Origin of the sequence: Cytobacillus firmus NBRC 15306 (genome assembly GCF_001591465.1) — a bacterium.
Lineage (GTDB): Bacteria > Bacillota > Bacilli > Bacillales > Cytobacillaceae > Cytobacillus > Cytobacillus firmus.
This window is the reverse complement of the sequence record NZ_BCUY01000022.1, coordinates 20,873-37,609: the sequence shown is the minus strand read 5'-3', so window position 1 is coordinate 37,609 and position 16,737 is coordinate 20,873. Positions and strand designations below refer to the sequence as shown.

Below are 16,737 nucleotides of genomic sequence, written 5' to 3'. Positions count from 1 at the left end.
CGTTATATTTTCTGAATATAATTAATTTTATGTTCCCTATTAAGGTATGTCAATAATATTTTCCCATTTTTTAACAAGTTAGATTGTTAGAATGGTAACACAGTAAAGCGTATTTTATTATTTCCATATAAAAAGCCGGAAGTTCAGCCGGCTTGTCAATCTTTTTTCTATTCTATGTTTTCACCTTGTCTTTTTAAAGCATGTTTTAATTTTCCATACGTTTCAATACCCGTAAAATCCAGGCCGAGCTGAATGGAAGTCTGAGCTACCTCAGGGCTGATTCCGGAGATGGTGGATTTGACCCCTAACAGCTTTAGAGCTGTCGTTAAAGAGAATATTTGATGTGCGACCATCGTATCAATAATGGCTACACTAGATAAATCAATAAACAAGTGCTCAATATTTTCTTTTGCACATTTTTTCGGAATTTCTTCCATCAGAATTTGCGCACGCTCCGTGTCAATATTGCCAATAAGCGGCAGGATAGCAGTACCATCCATAACCGGAATGACCGGCGTTCCTAGTTCATTGATCAGCGTTTGCTGGGCAACAAGCCGATTAGTCGTTAATTCATAATACTTCTCCGAGAATTTATTGATGAGTTTATCAAAAGCCCTGTTAATGATGGTGCTCCATTTCAATACATCGTCTGCTGTGACTTCAGACTTGTTTTCGTTGATGAACTTTTCAACAAAATGCCAATAGGTTTCCCGGACATGGCTTAATGCCTCAAGCACTTGATAAATGGGTGTATTCGAATTCACCCTGCTCTCCGCTACTGTAATGGCCCACTCTTCCATATTTTCGTTAAAAGTATCCTCATCCAGCAAAGCTGCTGACACAGTGCTGTTCGTAAACGTATTCTGTTCTCTAAGGAGTTTTTCATAAGCAGGATCTGCATCTGCAGAATAAATGGAGCCTTTCTGCTTTTCCCTTAAAGACAGCCACATATCTGTGATTTTTATTGAATTCTCCTGAATGTAATCATAAAGCAGCCGATTTTTTGAATTCATTTATTTCACCTTGTCTCTTTCTATTTGTAAACAAACTGGTATGTTCATTGTAGAATGAATTGTGGCTTATGAAAAGCAATACAACTTAGGCAGTTATTTACTTCACTGCCTATCAAAGTTTATCCCATCCCAAATTTCAGCTATACTTAGTTTGTACAGAAATGCTTGAATGTAATTTGAAAGGAGCACTTATGAAATCACTTGTTCTTGCTGAAAAGCCCAGTGTTGCCCGTGAAATTGCCCGGGTTCTGGGATGCCGGCAATCTCATAAAAGCTATATGGAAGGCGATAAATATATCGTCACTTGGGCTCTTGGCCACTTAATCGAATTAAAAATGCCGGAGCATTATGACAGCAAATATAAAAACTGGAACCTGGAAGATCTGCCGATTATACCTGACCAGATGGGTCTAAAAGTAATGAAGCAGACCAGCCATCAGTACAAGGCCATTGAAAACCTGGCTAAGCGGAAGGATATTAAGGAAATCATCATTGCAACGGATGCAGGGCGTGAAGGTGAGCTTGTCGCTCGCTGGATACTCGAGAAAATCCGCTGGCGCAAAACCATCAAACGATTATGGATCTCATCTGTAACCGATCGTGCCATCCGTGACGGCTTTCAAAATCTTAAGCCCGGAAAACAATTTGAAGATCTGTATGAATCCGCCGTGTGCCGGGCTGAGGCTGATTGGCTCATTGGCCTGAATGTCACAAGGGCCCTGACGACTAAATACAAGGATCCTCTATCCGCGGGCCGTGTGCAGACGCCGACTCTGGCACTCGTGATGGAAAGGGAAAAGCTCATTCAAAAATTTGTTCCTAAAGAGTACTGGACCATTCGTGCCCACATTGGCCCCCTGCAGGCTGACTGGGAGAAAAATGGAGAAAAGCGCCTGTTTTCCAAAGATGCTGCAGATGATGTCCTTTCCAAAGTAAAAGGGCAAAAAGCGGTTATCCAGTCCATTAACCGGAAGGAAAAAACAGAGCCGCAGCCGCTTCCCTATGATTTGACCGAGCTGCAGCGTGATGCCAATAAACGTTTCGGCTTCTCTGCCAAGAAAACATCTAATGTGCTTCAGAAACTTTATGAGCAGCATAAGCTTGTCACCTATCCGCGCACAGACTCGCGCTATTTGACAAAGGATATGGAGGCAACTATGATGGATCGCCTCCATGGCATTGCCGCTTCCTATAAAGATGAAGTGAAGCCAATCCTTGCGAATCAGGGCAGGGTCCTTGCTAAGCGAGTCTTTAATAATGAAAAGGTAACCGACCACCATGCGATTATTCCAACAGAAGAGCGTGTGCATCTCGGTGATTTGTCCCCTGATGAGCGTAAGCTTTACGAGTTGATCATGCGCAGATTTCTGGCCATTTTCCATAATCCTTATAAGTATGAAACCGTCCATGCTGTTATCGATGTAAATGGGGAGACATTCACAGCCAGGGAAACGGCCGTAATCGACCCCGGTTATCGCAAGGTTGAACGGAATAGTGAAGAGGAAATAGAAAAACAGAGCCTGAGGAATATTTCGAAAGGACAGAGCTTTACGATACAAAGTGCCGAGTCCTCTGCAAAGCTGACTGAACCGCCTCTTCGCTACTCTGAAGCCGACATTTTGACCCAGATGGAAAAGTACAGCCTCGGAACACCTGCGACAAGAGCGGAAATCATTGAACGGCTTCTTGAAACCGAAGCTCTTGAAAGACAAAATGGCCGGCTGTTTCCGACTAAAAAGGGTAAACAGCTGATGGACCTGGTGAATGAAGATCTGAAATCACCGGAACTGACGGCCAAATGGGAACAGGAATTAGAGAAAATCGCGCGCGGAAAAGCAGATCCCAAAGAGTTTCTGCAGAATATCCGCAAGCAGACACGGACATTGGTTTCTGAAATTAAAAAGAGCGATAAATCGTACCGTGCCCATAATCTCACTGGCTCAAAATGTCCGGAATGCGATTCCTTCCTGAAAGAAAGGAATACAAAGGACGGAAAAATACTTGTCTGCTCCAACCTTGATTGCAGTTTCCGAAAGCGCAAGGATCCAAAGCTTTCAAACCGCCGATGCCCTCAGTGCCGCAAAAAAATGGAGATCCACCAGGGCAAGGCAGGCGCCTACTTCCAATGCCGCTCATGCAATGTGGTGGAGAAAGCCCAGGACAAAAAGAAAGCAGTCAACAAACGCGAAGAACGAAAACTTGTTCAGAAATATACCCAGAAGGAAGAGTCCTTTGGAACAAGCCTTGGTGATTTGCTGAAGGCCGCAATGGAAGATAAAGATTAATGTATAGCCCTGGCTTCCGCCGGGGCTTTTCTATATGAACTGGCATACACAGCTTGTCCTCTACCATGCAAATGGTGCTTCTCTTGATGACAGGCTGCCGGGCTGCAGCTGGGTGTGGACCCCGCCATTACGGCTATGGCGGTAGGCTGGGGTGATGCCTGGACGAACCTGATCCAGCCTTTCTAGGCACTTCCTATTTTAAGTGTAGTCGGCCTACATATTCGTCATATTATGGGCTACTGTGCACTGCTGGCCATATGGGTGGGCATTGTTACGACCATTTTAATGATTTTTGTATATTAATTAATAGAGACAGCCAAGCCCTGCCAGGGTTTGGCTGTCTCTCTTTTCCTCCGCCCGGAGATGGAGACCGGAAGTTCTGCAGTATGATATTCAGTTCAATAGGTTTCTTTTTCCGGACAGAACAGCTACAATGAAAATGAAGATTCTGACAAAAGGAGAATACATAATGAGTCAAATTCAAACCAATTTAGAGAAATACGCAGAGCTTGCGGTGAAGGTCGGGGTAAATGTACAAAAGGGTCAGACACTTGTTATTAACACAACGCTTGATGCAGCTGAACTGGTTCGTACAATTGTTAAAAAGGCATATGAAGCAGGAGCTCATAACGTAGTTGTGAACTGGAGCGATGATGCCGTCACACGCACAAAGTACGATTTGGCACCGGATGAGTCTTTCTCGGAATACCCGGAATGGCGTGCCAAGGAAGTCGAAGATTTAGCTGAGAAGGGTGCGGCATTCATGTCAATCGTTTCAGCAAGCCCTGATTTGCTGAAAGGTGTGAAATCAGAACGAATCGCAAGCTTCCAGAAAGCAGCCGGACAGGCGCTTGCAAAATACCGTAAATTCATTCAGTCCGATAAAGTGAGCTGGACAGTCATAGCAGCTCCATCTAAAGCATGGGCAAACATGGTATTCCCTGAAGCTCCGGAGGAATCCAGAGTGGAAATGCTATGGGACGCAATTTTCAAAGCCACTCGCGCTGACTTGGATAACCCGGTCGAAGCCTGGAAAAAGCATGACGAAACACTTCATGAAAAAGTGGATTATTTAAACAGCAAGCGTTATCAGAAGCTTCATTATAAAGCTCCAGGGACAGACCTGACAATCGAGCTTCCAAAAGGCCATTTATGGGTCGGTGCAGGCAGTGTAAATGAACAGGGACACGAATTCATGGCAAACATGCCGACTGAAGAAGTGTTCACAGTACCATACAAGACAGGTGTGAACGGTACAGTTTCCAGCACAAAGCCGTTAAGCTATGGCGGAAACATCATCGATAACTTCAGCCTGACATTTGAAAACGGCCGGATTGTAGATGTGAAAGCAGAAGAAGGAGAAGAAATCCTCAAGCAGCTGGTTGAGACAGATGAAGGCTCCCACTATCTTGGTGAAGTGGCCCTGGTTCCTTTCAACTCGCCAATTTCCAAATCGAATCTGCTTTTCTATAATACTTTATTCGATGAAAATGCTTCCAACCACCTTGCCATCGGCAGTGCGTATGCATTCTGTATTGAAGGCGGCAAGAAAATGTCCAGTGAAGAACTGGCTGAAAACGGCTTGAACGAAAGCTTAACACATGTTGATTTCATGATCGGTTCCGCTGAAATGGATATCGATGGAATCACTGAAGACGGCAAAGCTGAACCTGTATTCAGAAATGGAGACTGGGCATTTTAAAGCGGAAGCGCCAAAAATCATGCGGTCATTGGCCCGCATGATTTTTTGTTTTCCTTAATACGATTTCACTGACGTTTCCTTCTAAATCAGAAATCATATCGATGGAATATTTATCTGCCGGGTAGATGGAGATGGTTTCACCTGACAGCTTCTCTTCCTTAACCTCCGCTGGAGTGCCGAACATGGCAGTAATCTCGTCCATTGACGTTCTCACCCGCTGTCCAGGAATGGAAATAGCTGTTACGTTTCCGGTTTCCCGTTCAAAATAATAGGTAATTTCAGGATACATCACAAAAGGGCTGCCAGCTTCAAACCCCTCTTCAACAAAGTTTGGATCTGACTTTTTAATTTCAGATATGTTTGTGCCAATCGGAAATGGACTTCCGAGCGGGATTCCCTGTTTTGCTTTCTCAATGGCATCCCCACTGAGTGCCAGGTTTTTAAAAGGATAGTAAAGGGCTTCCTTTTTCAGCCATAGATTCATCCAGTCGATATCAGATTGATCTTCTTTGGAAAGCTCGATTCGGTCGTGCAGGCTCATTGAATGGGCTTCCTCATTAAAAAGCCATGTTGAAATAACCCAGCCATCATTCTTATTTTGGGCCGTTTGAAGATACTTTTGATTAATGTTTTTTATTTTCGCTTTGGAGGTAGTGGTCATGTCTTTTTCTGTGCTGATTCTTTGCACTTCACCATCTTTAATCGCCAGCATCTGGCCCTTAACTAAATTTTCCCCCTTGGACTGAAAGATCGAGATAATGGTTTTGTTCCTCATTTTCTGAGTGTAAACCTGTTCCTTTGAAGGATTAAAGGACATTTCAGAACTGTCATTAAGAGCTGCTTGTTTATAAGCTTCTTTTGACCCTTTCTCAGCAAGATAAACTGAATAATGTCCTGTAAAATAAGAATCGCCTTTCTTTCCTTTCGCACTGTCCTCTTCCAGAATGGTTCTTCTTTCGTCTTCCGAAAAAAGATAAACAGTATATTTCAGTTTCCCGTCTGCTGCGTCAAACTGGAATAATGACTTGCGTTCAAGCCAAACCGTATCTTTTTTCTCTTTTCCATCCTCTTGTACAGATATACTATTTTCTGCTTCCACTTTATCTTCTTTTTCAAGCTTTATTTCTTCTGTATTTAAAGATGCATTTATTTCACTTGAGCAGCCTGCTATAACGGATGACAGCATGGCAATCATAATCATATTTATAAAATTTTTCATTATATTCTCCCTAATGTTAAAAAACATTTCCATTTAAAGTCAAATGTTACAATTACGTTTCAACTTATTAAGTGTAACAAATAGGGATCGTTTCTACAAACCTATCAATATGCTCATTTTTTTACAAAAACATGGATTTCCTCCCTTATCCTTTATATATGACTCTTCTCCTGCTTCAATCAAACGTTTGATTAAAGTGCCGAGGGCCCTATCTATAGGCATTTTGCAGGTTAATACGAGAGGCCCCGGAAAAACTCTCCGAAGCCTCTTGGTTAAATTTCTGCTGCTGCAGGTGCTGTATTTTCGGTAAATAGGCTTACAGCTATATAAGCTGCCAGTGATAAAGCAATAGGCAATACGACTGTATTCATGCCTAAAGCATTGGGATAAAAAGTATGGAATAAAATATAGGAAGCCGTTCCTGTTATCATGGAGGCCACTGCACCATATTTATTTCCCTTCGCCCAATAAAGGCCCAGCACAACAGGCCATATGAATGCTGCTTCCAGTCCTCCAAAAGAAAAGAGATTCAGCCAGATCAGCAAATCGGGCGGACTGAGCGCCATGATGCATACCAGAACCCCCAGCAGGGCTGTGACTGCAAAACTCATTTTCTTAACCGTGCTTTCTTCAGTATCAGGTTTAATGTAATTAATATACACATCTTTAACAATCGCCGAGCTGACCAGAAGGAGCAGGGAATCCACTGTTGACATGATGGCAGCCATCGGTGCAGCCAGCACAATTCCCGCAAGCCATGGTGGAAGGACTTCCATGGCAATCATCGGCATAACTTTATCCCCCACTTCAATTCCGGGAAGAATCGGCCGGGCAAACACGCCAATTAAATGCATGCCAAGCATGATAAAGCCGACCACGATTGTTCCGATGATAATGGCCCTATGCATGGCTCTGGCATTTTTATAAGACATGGCCCTTACCGCAACCTGAGGAAGACCTACAACCCCCACTCCAACCAGAATCCAGAATGAGGATACATATAAAGGGGTCAATCCGCCATCAAAGCCAAACGGTGTAATCAGATTCGGGTTTTCTGAAGACAGATCGCTGATAATATTCGGTATTCCTCCACCTGCCACAATAACGGCAACCAGAAGGATCATGGTTCCGATAAACATTATCCCGCCCTGAACGGCATCCGTTAGGGCAACAGCCCGGAAACCGCCTATGACAACATAGACCATGACAGAAGCTGCGAAAATAAACAAAGCCGATAAATAGCTTAATCCTGTCAGTGATTCAATTAATCTTGCTCCGCCAACCCATTGGGCAGCCATGGCGGAAAACAGGAAAATAATGATGCTGAGGGAGGATAGCCAGACAACCCATTTGCTGTTATATCTTTCTTTCAGAAAATCGATGAGTGTTACAGCATTATACTTTCTTGCTGTAATTGCAAATTTTTTCCCCAGAACCATGAGGACGAAATAACCAGTAACAACCTGTGACATGGCAAGCAATACCCAGCCTAGGCCCTGTGTGTATGCAACACCAGGACCCCCAATGAAACTGCTGGCACTTCCGTAGGTGGCAATCATGGTCATGGCCAGAATAAAACCGCCCAGCTGCCTTCCTCCAAGAAAATAATCCTGCAGAAACGAACTGCTCGCATCAATCTTTCTGCTGGACCATAAACCCACCAGAAAAATAATGATTAAAAAGAAGATAAGAGGAGCAATAACCTGCCAGTTCATTCGGATTCTCCCCCTTCCCCGTTTTCTTCGAACGGAACTTCCTTAAACAGGAATTTCACAGCTGCTGATACCAGTATCACCATGACGACAAATCCGGCTACACAGCTCCAGAAAAACCAGGCAGGCATCCCCATGATGAATGTATACTCATCGGCAGGTTCGGACCCCAGCCCATAGGCAAACCCATACCACCAAATAAAATTAAAGAGTACGAGACCAATGCCAATCCACGCTTCTTTCTCTGCAATCTTAAAGCGAGGATCTTTTTTATGTATGCTTTTCTTCATTATGTCCCCTTTCAGAGCTTTATTATTGTACTGCTCTATTAAAATACAGAATATTCCCTAAATATAATCCCACTTATGTATATTTTCTGCAACAAAAAAAGCAGATTCCTCTGCCTTTTTTGATATTATTTTAAAAATGAACTTTAAGCAAGCTATGGTTTAGCGATTGTCAATTGTCTCCGGATATAGATCATGGTTCATCAAGCGGTAATCGGCCATTTTTTCATATTTCGTCCCCGGCTTACCGTAGTTGCAATACGGATCGATGGAGATTCCTCCACGTGGTGTGAATTTCCCCCAAACCTCAATATAGCGGGGATCCATTAATTCGATAAGATCATTCATAATGATGTTCATGCAATCCTCATGGAAATCTCCGTGATTTCTGAAGCTGAAAAGATATAGCTTTAATGACTTGCTCTCTACCATCTTTTGATCCGGAATATAGCTGATATAGATGGTCGCAAAATCCGGCTGGCCTGTTTTCGGGCAAAGGCTCGTAAACTCAGGACAATTAAACTTAACAAAATAATCGCGGTTCGGATGCTTATTATCAAAAGCCTCCAGAATCTCAGGAGCATATTCAAAAAGATAGTTAGTACCCTGATTTCCCAACAATGTAATATCCGTTAATTCCTCATCTTTTCTTCCTGACATAAAAATAGCCTCCCTTTATATGATCCCGCTGATCCTAAAGAGAGGTCCGAAAAGTACAGCTTGAAAAATAAAACCATATCCTCTCATGGATATGGTTGATTATTATAATCAAAGCCATAGTTTTTTATAGAGGGTGAAGCTATGAACCTCTCCCGCTCACACGGGAATGATAGAAATATAATTGTCATAGTTACTATAGAGAAAAAGCCTGTTTCTGTCAATAGGTCATTCCCTATCTGGTTTTCATACCTTCTTCATAGTATAATAACAGTAATTTTTTGAAAGAAAGGTGACTTGTTATGTGGAATGAGTTTAAAAAATTCGCCCTAAAGGGAAATGTCCTGGATTTGGCGGTTGGGGTTGTAATTGGAGCGGCCTTCGGAAAGATTGTATCTTCTCTTGTAGATGATATCATTATGCCGCTTGTCGGATTGCTGATGGGCGGAGTTGACTTTACGGATTTGATGGTGAAAGTCGGCGGAGCACAAGTGAAATACGGTTTATTCATACAGAATGTGGTGGATTTCTTCATCGTGGCATTCTCCATTTTCGTTTTTATCAGGATTATTAACAATCGTTTCAAAAAGAAAGAGGAAGCAGCACCTGCACCAGCTGTGGATAAAAATATTGAGCTTTTAACTGAAATAAGGGACCTTTTAAAAAATAAATAATTAATGAAACTTAAATAATAGCTCAGTCGTATATACATATACAAAATGAATTTAGAGGAGAAATGAAAAAATGTATGTACAGCATACTGCAAATAACAGTTATTTGCCTTCTGTCTTACGGGCGTTTGCCTTATCATTGGGGATTGCATTTACCGGAACGATGGCGGGTGTTTTCATCCCTCCAGCCCTGTTTTTGCCGCTAATGCTTCTTGAACTCGGAATGCTGCTATTCGCTTTCCTGCTTCGCCGCAAAAAAGCTATTGGGTATACATTCCTTTATGTATTTACATTTATTTCAGGGATGACGACCTACCCGATTGTTGCCCACTACCTGGCTGCTATTGGACCTAACACTGTTTTAACAGCACTTGCGACCACAACAGTTGTGTTCACAGGCTTAGCCGTATATGCTTCGACAACCAAGCGGGACCTATCTTTCCTTGGCGGCATGCTGATGGCGGCATTGCTCGCTCTTATTGCGATTGGAATTTTCAGTCTCATCTGGCCATTAAGCTCTAACGCGATGCTCGCGTTCTCCTTCATTGGAGTGCTCGTGTTCAGCGGATATGTGCTATTCGACTTCAACCGCATGAAGCAGTATGGAGTGTCTCCGGAAGAAGTGCCTTTGATGGCCCTTAACCTATATCTTGATTTTATCAACCTGTTCATTAATATCCTGCGCATTTTTGGGATATTGGGGAGCCGGGACTAAACAGGAGTGCGAACTCCTGTTTTTTTATGTGCAAGCCGCAATTCTTTATTCCTTCAAAAGAATTAGGTATGATCAGATGTAAATCCGAAAGGCGGGATATTCATGAAATATATTTTAGAAACCCAGCATCCTGATAAAAATATTACGCTTGAACAGGCCATCATCAGCCAGTACACAATGGCTGTCTTCGTCCGCCATCTTGGCTGACCGGTCTGCCGGGAATATCTTGCGCAGTTGCGCGAGCGCATAAATGAAGTAGAAGCTAAAGGATTTCAAGTCATTGTCATTGCTCCTTCGAAAGGAACCTTTATCAGTCAATTCCTTGAGCAATTCGGTCCGTTCCCTTTTCCGATCCTCGGCGACCCTTCCCGGGAAGCTTATAGAGGAATGGGACATAAAACCATGCCAAAGTGGAAGCTTCTTTCAAAAGCAGCACTTGGGTTTATTACAGGAAAAGTCGGCGGCTTTATCCCTAAGGATGAAAAACAAAAGGAGTTTGTCATGAAATCCATGAAAACTCAGGATGTCTACATTCAGGGCGGGACATGGCTTTTCTCGCCACAGGGAAAAATTTTATGGAATCATATTGATGAATCCCCTGAAAATCACGCAAAGATTGATGATGTTTTAAAGAAAATGGACGAAGTTAAAGCTTAAAAGGCAGCCAATTACTTGGCTGCCTTTCCTTTTGTGATCTCCCATATTTCACGCAAAACCGGCATCTCTTCCATTTCCTTCTCCGTTACAAGATCCCATTGAATCCCGGTTGGTTTTGGATAGGACGTATTGGTTTTGATCAGTTCCTTTTCAGTTGCAATCCAGTCGACAGTCAGATCATAAGGATCCCTCGGGATATCTGCCTCTGTCACCTGGGCGCTGTTAACCGTTCCAATCACGGGGATTTCAGGATTCCCCAGTTCCCGGATAATCGCATACTCCCGGTCAGCGTAGCCCTCCCCTTTTCCGACCCGCCGGCCATCCCGGTGAAGCCCCACTGATCCGGCAAAAAACAAATCAATCTTCGGCAATTGTGTGAGGGGAACTTCTTTTCCGTATGAGTGAATATGCTTAAGGCTCGCTGCTTTCCGCTCCTCCCCCGCTGGTACCCATTCCGGCTTTACCATAATAAAGCCTGCTTTCAGCCGTGGAGTGGGAACCAGCAATGTCTTTCCATCTTTCAGAATTTGGGTGCGGACCGGCAGCTGAGGAGAATCAGGATTTACCTTAATGACCTTAGCCTCTTTATACTCAGGCATAGTAAAAACAAATGCAGCCGCTTTTTCAGCTCCTTTGAAATTGGGAATTCTATTCGTTAAAGGAAACGGAAAGCGGCCAAGCTTGTTCTCCTCAAGAAAATTCCATATGTACTCACGGATTTCTTTCTTCGTTTTCATCGTGTTTCACTTCCTTTCTTTCATTTTATCTATTAAAGAAAAAAACTCCAATTTTTTAAATAAACAGGTTTTAAGACAAGTTCACGGGGTAAACAAATAATGCAAGGCCAATAACAAAACGGAAGGGACTGGTTGACGATGAAAAGCGTAACAGCGACTTCAAGGTTCGTCATTGGCATTGCAAGAAACCAAGGAGGGTTTGCAGAGCGTTCGAAAGGCACTCTCGTCTATAACCGATATATTTAAAATCGGTTCGGCCCTATGCAAATCGTAATCTCCAGGCTGTCCGTCATTCGGACTTAAAAAAGGTGCAGACCAATCGGTTTGCATCTTTTTTAATGCCTTAAGAACCCCCTTATAAAATAATTCTATCAAACTGTTTAGACAAGTATATTTTTCTCCATAATGGCAAATAAAAGGAGGTTTCCATATAAATGTCTGAACATGAACAAAAACAAGAATCAACCATGTCCAGGAGGAGATTCATCCGCAATTCCGGGTTAGTTGCCGGCGGTTTAGTAGGAGGCGGTATTCTTGGCGGCTTAATTGGTGCAAACATGAACAAAGACGGTACAGCAACGGAAGAGAATGCCCATACAAACGGGCATGATCAGGTTACCTATCAGCAGTCTCCTTTATATTTCACAAACCCCGAGACATTCGGAATCCTGCAGGCAGCCGTTGAGAGAATTTATCCAAAGGATGAAAATGGCCCTGGTGCCAATGATTTGGATGTTCCATTTTTTATCGACCATCAGCTTGCGGGCTCATGGGGCAATAATACAAGGGAATATATGCAGGGTCCGTTCTTTCCAGGGTCGAACTTTCAGGGCTACCAGTCCCCTTTAAAACGGCATGAAGTATTTGATGTCGGACTTGCTGCCCTGCAAACCTACAGCAATGAAAAGTTCAAGAAGCCATTTGCTGAACTGGAGGGCGAACAGCAGGATGAAATTCTTACAGCCTTTGAAGAGGATAAAGTGAAGCTCCGGGGTGTTACTTCAAGGACGTTCTTTAATATTCTCCGGGCCGCCACCATTGAAGGTGTATATGCAGATCCTGCCTATGCCGGAAACAAAAATATGGAAGGCTGGAAAATGAAAGACTTTCCTGGCCATCAAATGAGCTATATCAATCAAATTGAGTCTGAAAAATTTGTGAAAATTAAACCAAACAGCCTCCATTCATATACGAAATAGTACTATCTTTTAAGGAAGTGGTAAACATGGCAAAAACATTGCCAAAAACGGATGCAGTCATTGTAGGAGTAGGCTGGGCCGGCGGAATCATTGCGGCTGAACTTGGGAAACAGGGATTAAAAGTTGTCGGCCTGGAGCGTGGAAAAGAGCGCGGCGTCAAGGACTACTATGTGGTCCATGATGAACTGCGCTATGGAATCCGCTATGAATTAATGCAGGATCTCTCTAAAGAAACGATCACATTCCGCAACCACGGGAAGGAACGAGCCCTTCCCATGCGCCAGCTTGGCTCCTTTTTGCTGGGCGAAGGCTTAGGAGGGTCCGGTGTTCACTGGAATGGTCATACTTTCCGCTTTTTGCCATATGATTTTGAAATCAAGTCACAGACAGTTAAAAAATATGGCGAATCCAAGATCAAAGGTCTTCAAATTCAGGATTGGGGCATTACATACGATGAATTAGAGCCTTATTTCTATGAATTTGAAAAGGATGCAGGTATTGGCGGAGAAGAAGGTGAACTGGGGCCAAAAAGAGCAGATCCGTTCCCAAATCCTCCAATGAAGGAAACACCTATTACAGCAAGATTTAAAAAGGCCGCGAAATCATTGGGGATGAAACCTTACCAAATGCCATCGGGCAATATGAGCGAGGCTTATGAAAACCAATATGGAGCCAAACTGGCTCCATGCCAATATTGTGCGTTTTGCGAACGCTTCGGCTGTGAATATGGTGCAAAGGCAGATCCGACTGTAGCCGTTATTCCATTTGCCAAAGAAACGGGAAATGTGGATATCCGCAACTTTGCGAATGTAACGGAAATTATTCACGACGGCAAAAAAGCAACCGGTGTGCGCTATGTGGATGTCCAGACAAAAGAAGAATTCATTCAGCCGGCTGAAATGGTTATTCTGACCAGCTATGTCATGAATAACACCCGCCTGCTGCTGACATCCAAATTGGGACGTCCATACAATCCTGATACAGGCACAGGGGTGATCGGGAAGAACTATTGCTATCAGATCCTTCCCGGGTCAGCGGGCTTTTTCGATGAAGAACAATTTAACACCTTCATGGGTGCCGGTGCCCTTGGTGCAACTGTGGATGATTACAATGGAGACAATTTTGACCACTCGGATCTTGACTTTATCCATGGCGGCTCCATATCTATCAACCAGTCAGGATACCGTCCGATTCAATATAATATGGTTCCGGCTGATACACCGAAATGGGGCAGCAAGTTCAAGGAGAACTCTATCAAATATTTCACAAGAGCCTTGAGCATCGGCACACAGGGGGCTTCCATGCCTGTGAAGCACAATTTTATGGATCTCGATCCTTCTTATAAAGATGCTTACGGACTTCCCCTGCTTCGTCTGACATACGATTTCACAGAACAGGATAAGAATCTTTATAACTATATTGGAAAAATCACAGGCAACATCATGAAGGAAATGGGACCGTCAAAAATTAACGACCGGCAGCAGCTTGAGCATTACGATATCGTCCCTTACCAGACTACACACAATACAGGCGGTGTCATCATGGGGGCTGAGCCTGAAACATCAGCCGTAAATAACTATCTCCAAATGTGGGATGCTGAGAATGTCTTTGTCGTTGGCGCATCCGCTTTCCCTCACAACGGAGGTTATAATCCGACAGGAACCGTTGGGGCACTCGCTTATCGTGCTGCTGAAGGAATCATTAAATATAGCAAAGAGGGCGGCCTGCTTGCATAAAAAAATTCTAAATAAGGAGTGAATATCATGGGGCTTTCAAATATCGGAATACCCGGATTGATTATCATCCTGGTTATAACCTTAATTATCTTTGGGCCAAAAAAACTTCCGGAAATCGGATCTGCATTTGGAAGGACCTTATCAGAATTCAAAAAATCAGCCAGAGAAATTATGAGCGATGATGATGAACCTGATTCAAAAACACGTTCAATTGAAACGGCTGACCGGAAGGATAAACCGCTTTAACAGGAGGGTTTAGAATGAAAACGGACGAACAAACCCTTGTAGAACATTTAACAGACCTGAGAAAAGTACTGATTCGATCTCTGATTTTCTTTATTATCAGCTTTACCCTATGTCTGTTTTTCATCAACCGGCTGATCCCTATGCTGGCAAACGATCATGAGCTTGTTATGCTTGGACCGCTGGATGTCATTAAGCTGTACACAGGAATTGCAGGAAGCATCAGCCTGGGGCTTTCGCTTCCTTTCATTTCCTATCAGATCTGGCTATTTGTAAAACCTGCTTTAACGGAAAAAGAAAGCAGAGTATCTTTAATGTTTTTCCCGGCCATCCTTTTCAGCTTTATAGGCGGGCTTGGCTTCGGATTTTTTATTATATTTCCTGCCATTTATCAGTTTTTAATGCTATTAGGTGAATCACATTTTGCGATGATGATCACGGCCAGGGAGTATTTTTCGTTTCTTTTAATGTCGACCATTCCTTTTGGTTTTCTGTTTGAAGTGCCTTTGCTGTTATTGTTTTTGACAACAATCGGCATTGTCACCCCAGCCATGCTCAGCTCAATGCGAAAATATGCTTATTTGATCATGGCTGTTGTATCAGCTCTCATTACACCACCAGATTTATTTTCACAGATTCTAGTCCTCGTGCCTCTTATCGGGCTATATGAAATTGGCGTTATTTTATCCAAAGTAAAATTCAGGAAACTGAAAGCTGTTCAGGAAACACCATCCAGTGAAATCTAAAAGAGTTTAATTCTCCTTCTGAAAGGATATTTAATAAGAAAACAATCCTTTGGGAGGTCTATAAAAATGAATGAACAAGAACATGTAATCAAACAAGATGGTGAACTGGATACAAAAAATATTAAGAGCGCAATGGACAAGATGTCGAATGAACGAGCTGAGGACATCTTAAGCAGCTTCGATGAATTTAAGAGCTATCTGGCGGAACGAATTGAGCTTGGCAAAAAGCTGGGATTAAATGAGGAACAGCTTGCCGTAACCGCAGAAAAAGTGGCTGGCTACCTCGCTGAAAATGTGGAGCCAAAAAACCGTGAAGAACAGCTGCTGAAGGAATTATGGAAGGTCGGGGATGATAAAGAAAGGCATAAGCTCGCACATATGCTTGTACGCCTGACAGAGCAGGCATAATAATGGAGCCGGAATTGTTAATCGTGACAATTCCGGCTTTTACTTTTTAAGATCTCTATACAGGTTTATAAAGTGACTCGGCTCTGACTTTACTTGAAAAGAAAACACACCCCGATTGGTATGAAGATACAGGAAACCAAATTCGCAGCTGGAATTTCTGTATGACATATCCCAAACTTCATCAAGGAGAAACTTTTCTGATGGCGACAGGATATGATCCTCAAATAAGTGAAGAAAAAGTTCCTGTTCAATGTATTGCTGCTGGTTCCAGTCGATCTTCCTGCTTACTGTAAAAAAAGGATGGGAAGCAATGATCCGCACATGAACCTCCATGATTAAAAAGGATTTGCTTCTATTGAAACATATTGTGGAGTGCGATTCAAACAGCGGCTCCCTTACCCGGTGTATTCCTCACGCAGAATGGCATAGTAGGTCAAATCCACCCGCCTCCCATCTCTTATTGCATGCTGACGCAAAATCCCTTCATGCTTCATCCCCGTTTTCTCCATAATCCTCCATGATCCGGGATTTCCGCTACCCTGGGTGCATCATCAAGGGTAAGGCTGCGAAGAATCAGGCGGCTGGTTTCGAGGGTTTTCATCTTTTTGCCTCCTATTTTTGTTTATCAGCAAAATTTCTATTTTCCGAAAAGAAAATCCTTTATTTTTCCTGCAGATTTTTCAGCTTATCCAGCAGCTCCCTTAATGAAGAAAGCACACCACCTATGAAGTGGTATGCCATCCCTTTTTA

At 43.1% G+C, this 16,737-nt stretch carries 16 protein-coding genes, 2 pseudogenes and 1 riboswitch; of the genes and pseudogenes, 11 read left to right on the top strand and 7 right to left on the bottom strand.

Annotated features, from left to right (window positions below):
- Window positions 1-167 precede the first annotated feature (167 nt).
- A complete protein-coding gene (locus BFI01S_RS08735) occupies window positions 168-1,013 on the bottom strand; it encodes an STAS domain-containing protein (protein ID WP_061792272.1) in 846 nt (281 codons plus the stop codon).
- A gap of 191 nt (window positions 1,014-1,204) precedes the next feature.
- Between BFI01S_RS08735 and BFI01S_RS08730 the strand changes: the two genes are divergently transcribed.
- The 3 genes and pseudogenes from BFI01S_RS08730 to BFI01S_RS08725 all read left to right on the top strand — a co-directional run bounded on the left by BFI01S_RS08730 (window position 1,205) and on the right by BFI01S_RS08725 (window position 5,000).
- Window positions 1,205-3,298: a DNA topoisomerase III gene (locus BFI01S_RS08730; protein WP_061792271.1), complete on the top strand. Its 2,094-nt coding sequence runs from the start codon at window positions 1,205-1,207 to the stop codon at window positions 3,296-3,298.
- A 96-nt stretch (window positions 3,299-3,394) separates the two neighbouring features.
- A pseudogene (locus BFI01S_RS22400) lies at window positions 3,395-3,601 on the top strand (TIGR00366 family protein); the annotation flags it as partial.
- Window positions 3,602-3,767: 166 nt separating this feature from the next.
- Window positions 3,768-5,000 (top strand): aminopeptidase, encoded by a 1,233-nt coding sequence (locus BFI01S_RS08725; RefSeq protein ID WP_061792270.1) that lies wholly within the window; start codon window positions 3,768-3,770, stop codon window positions 4,998-5,000.
- Window positions 5,001-5,025: 25 nt separating this feature from the next.
- Here BFI01S_RS08725 and BFI01S_RS08720 read toward each other — a convergent pair whose 3' ends face one another.
- The 4 genes from BFI01S_RS08720 to queF all read right to left on the bottom strand — a co-directional run bounded on the left by BFI01S_RS08720 (window position 5,026) and on the right by queF (window position 8,878).
- The gene (locus tag BFI01S_RS08720) at window positions 5,026-6,219 is read right to left on the bottom strand and encodes a hypothetical protein (RefSeq protein WP_061792269.1); all 1,194 of its coding nucleotides are present in this window, start codon (window positions 6,217-6,219) and stop codon (window positions 5,026-5,028) included.
- A 272-nt stretch (window positions 6,220-6,491) separates the two neighbouring features.
- The gene (panF, locus tag BFI01S_RS08715; protein ID WP_061792268.1) at window positions 6,492-7,934 is read right to left on the bottom strand and encodes a sodium/pantothenate symporter; all 1,443 of its coding nucleotides are present in this window, start codon (window positions 7,932-7,934) and stop codon (window positions 6,492-6,494) included.
- Window positions 7,931-8,221, bottom strand: a complete 291-nt coding sequence (locus BFI01S_RS08710) for a YhdT family protein (protein ID WP_061792267.1) — start codon at window positions 8,219-8,221, stop codon at window positions 7,931-7,933. The genes panF and BFI01S_RS08710 overlap by 4 nt, the downstream gene beginning before the upstream one ends.
- A gap of 159 nt (window positions 8,222-8,380) precedes the next feature.
- Window positions 8,381-8,878 (bottom strand): preQ(1) synthase, encoded by a 498-nt coding sequence (gene queF / locus BFI01S_RS08705; RefSeq protein WP_061792266.1) that lies wholly within the window; start codon window positions 8,876-8,878, stop codon window positions 8,381-8,383.
- Window positions 8,879-8,988: 110 nt separating this feature from the next.
- A riboswitch (PreQ1 riboswitch) is annotated at window positions 8,989-9,034 on the bottom strand.
- 143 nt (window positions 9,035-9,177) lie between these two features.
- On the opposite strand from queF, the gene mscL reads away from it, so the two are divergent.
- The 3 genes and pseudogenes from mscL to BFI01S_RS08690 form a co-directional block, all read left to right on the top strand.
- On the top strand, window positions 9,178-9,549 hold the full coding sequence (gene mscL / locus BFI01S_RS08700) for a large conductance mechanosensitive channel protein MscL (RefSeq protein WP_061792265.1): 372 nt from the start codon (window positions 9,178-9,180) through the stop codon (window positions 9,547-9,549).
- A 70-nt stretch (window positions 9,550-9,619) separates the two neighbouring features.
- Window positions 9,620-10,261, top strand: coding sequence for a Bax inhibitor-1/YccA family protein (locus BFI01S_RS08695; protein WP_061792264.1), 642 nt, complete (start codon window positions 9,620-9,622; stop codon window positions 10,259-10,261).
- Window positions 10,262-10,480: 219 nt separating this feature from the next.
- Window positions 10,481-10,918 (top strand): annotated as a pseudogene (locus BFI01S_RS08690) (AhpC/TSA family protein); the annotation flags it as partial.
- Window positions 10,919-10,929: 11 nt separating this feature from the next.
- Here BFI01S_RS08690 and BFI01S_RS08685 read toward each other — a convergent pair.
- A complete protein-coding gene (locus BFI01S_RS08685) occupies window positions 10,930-11,655 on the bottom strand; it encodes a 5-formyltetrahydrofolate cyclo-ligase (protein ID WP_061792262.1) in 726 nt (241 codons plus the stop codon).
- Between the two features lie 434 nt (window positions 11,656-12,089).
- On the opposite strand from BFI01S_RS08685, the gene BFI01S_RS08680 reads away from it, so the two are divergent.
- From BFI01S_RS08680 to BFI01S_RS08660, 5 genes are all read left to right on the top strand, one after another.
- On the top strand, window positions 12,090-12,854 hold the full coding sequence (locus BFI01S_RS08680) for a gluconate 2-dehydrogenase subunit 3 family protein (protein WP_061792261.1): 765 nt from the start codon (window positions 12,090-12,092) through the stop codon (window positions 12,852-12,854).
- Window positions 12,855-12,880: 26 nt separating this feature from the next.
- Complete coding sequence (locus BFI01S_RS08675) at window positions 12,881-14,590, top strand: GMC family oxidoreductase (protein WP_061792260.1); 1,710 nt, start codon at window positions 12,881-12,883, stop codon at window positions 14,588-14,590.
- A gap of 27 nt (window positions 14,591-14,617) precedes the next feature.
- Complete coding sequence (gene tatA / locus BFI01S_RS08670; protein WP_061792259.1) at window positions 14,618-14,836, top strand: twin-arginine translocase TatA/TatE family subunit; 219 nt, start codon at window positions 14,618-14,620, stop codon at window positions 14,834-14,836.
- Window positions 14,837-14,850: 14 nt separating this feature from the next.
- Complete coding sequence (gene tatC / locus BFI01S_RS08665) at window positions 14,851-15,579, top strand: twin-arginine translocase subunit TatC (RefSeq protein WP_061792258.1); 729 nt, start codon at window positions 14,851-14,853, stop codon at window positions 15,577-15,579.
- Window positions 15,580-15,645: 66 nt separating this feature from the next.
- Window positions 15,646-15,987, top strand: a complete 342-nt coding sequence (locus BFI01S_RS08660) for a DUF3243 domain-containing protein (protein WP_048010509.1) — start codon at window positions 15,646-15,648, stop codon at window positions 15,985-15,987.
- A 39-nt stretch (window positions 15,988-16,026) separates the two neighbouring features.
- On the opposite strand, the gene BFI01S_RS08655 is transcribed toward BFI01S_RS08660, so the two are convergent.
- The gene (locus tag BFI01S_RS08655; protein WP_082139009.1) at window positions 16,027-16,308 is read right to left on the bottom strand and encodes a hypothetical protein; all 282 of its coding nucleotides are present in this window, start codon (window positions 16,306-16,308) and stop codon (window positions 16,027-16,029) included.
- Window positions 16,309-16,737 lie beyond the last annotated feature (429 nt).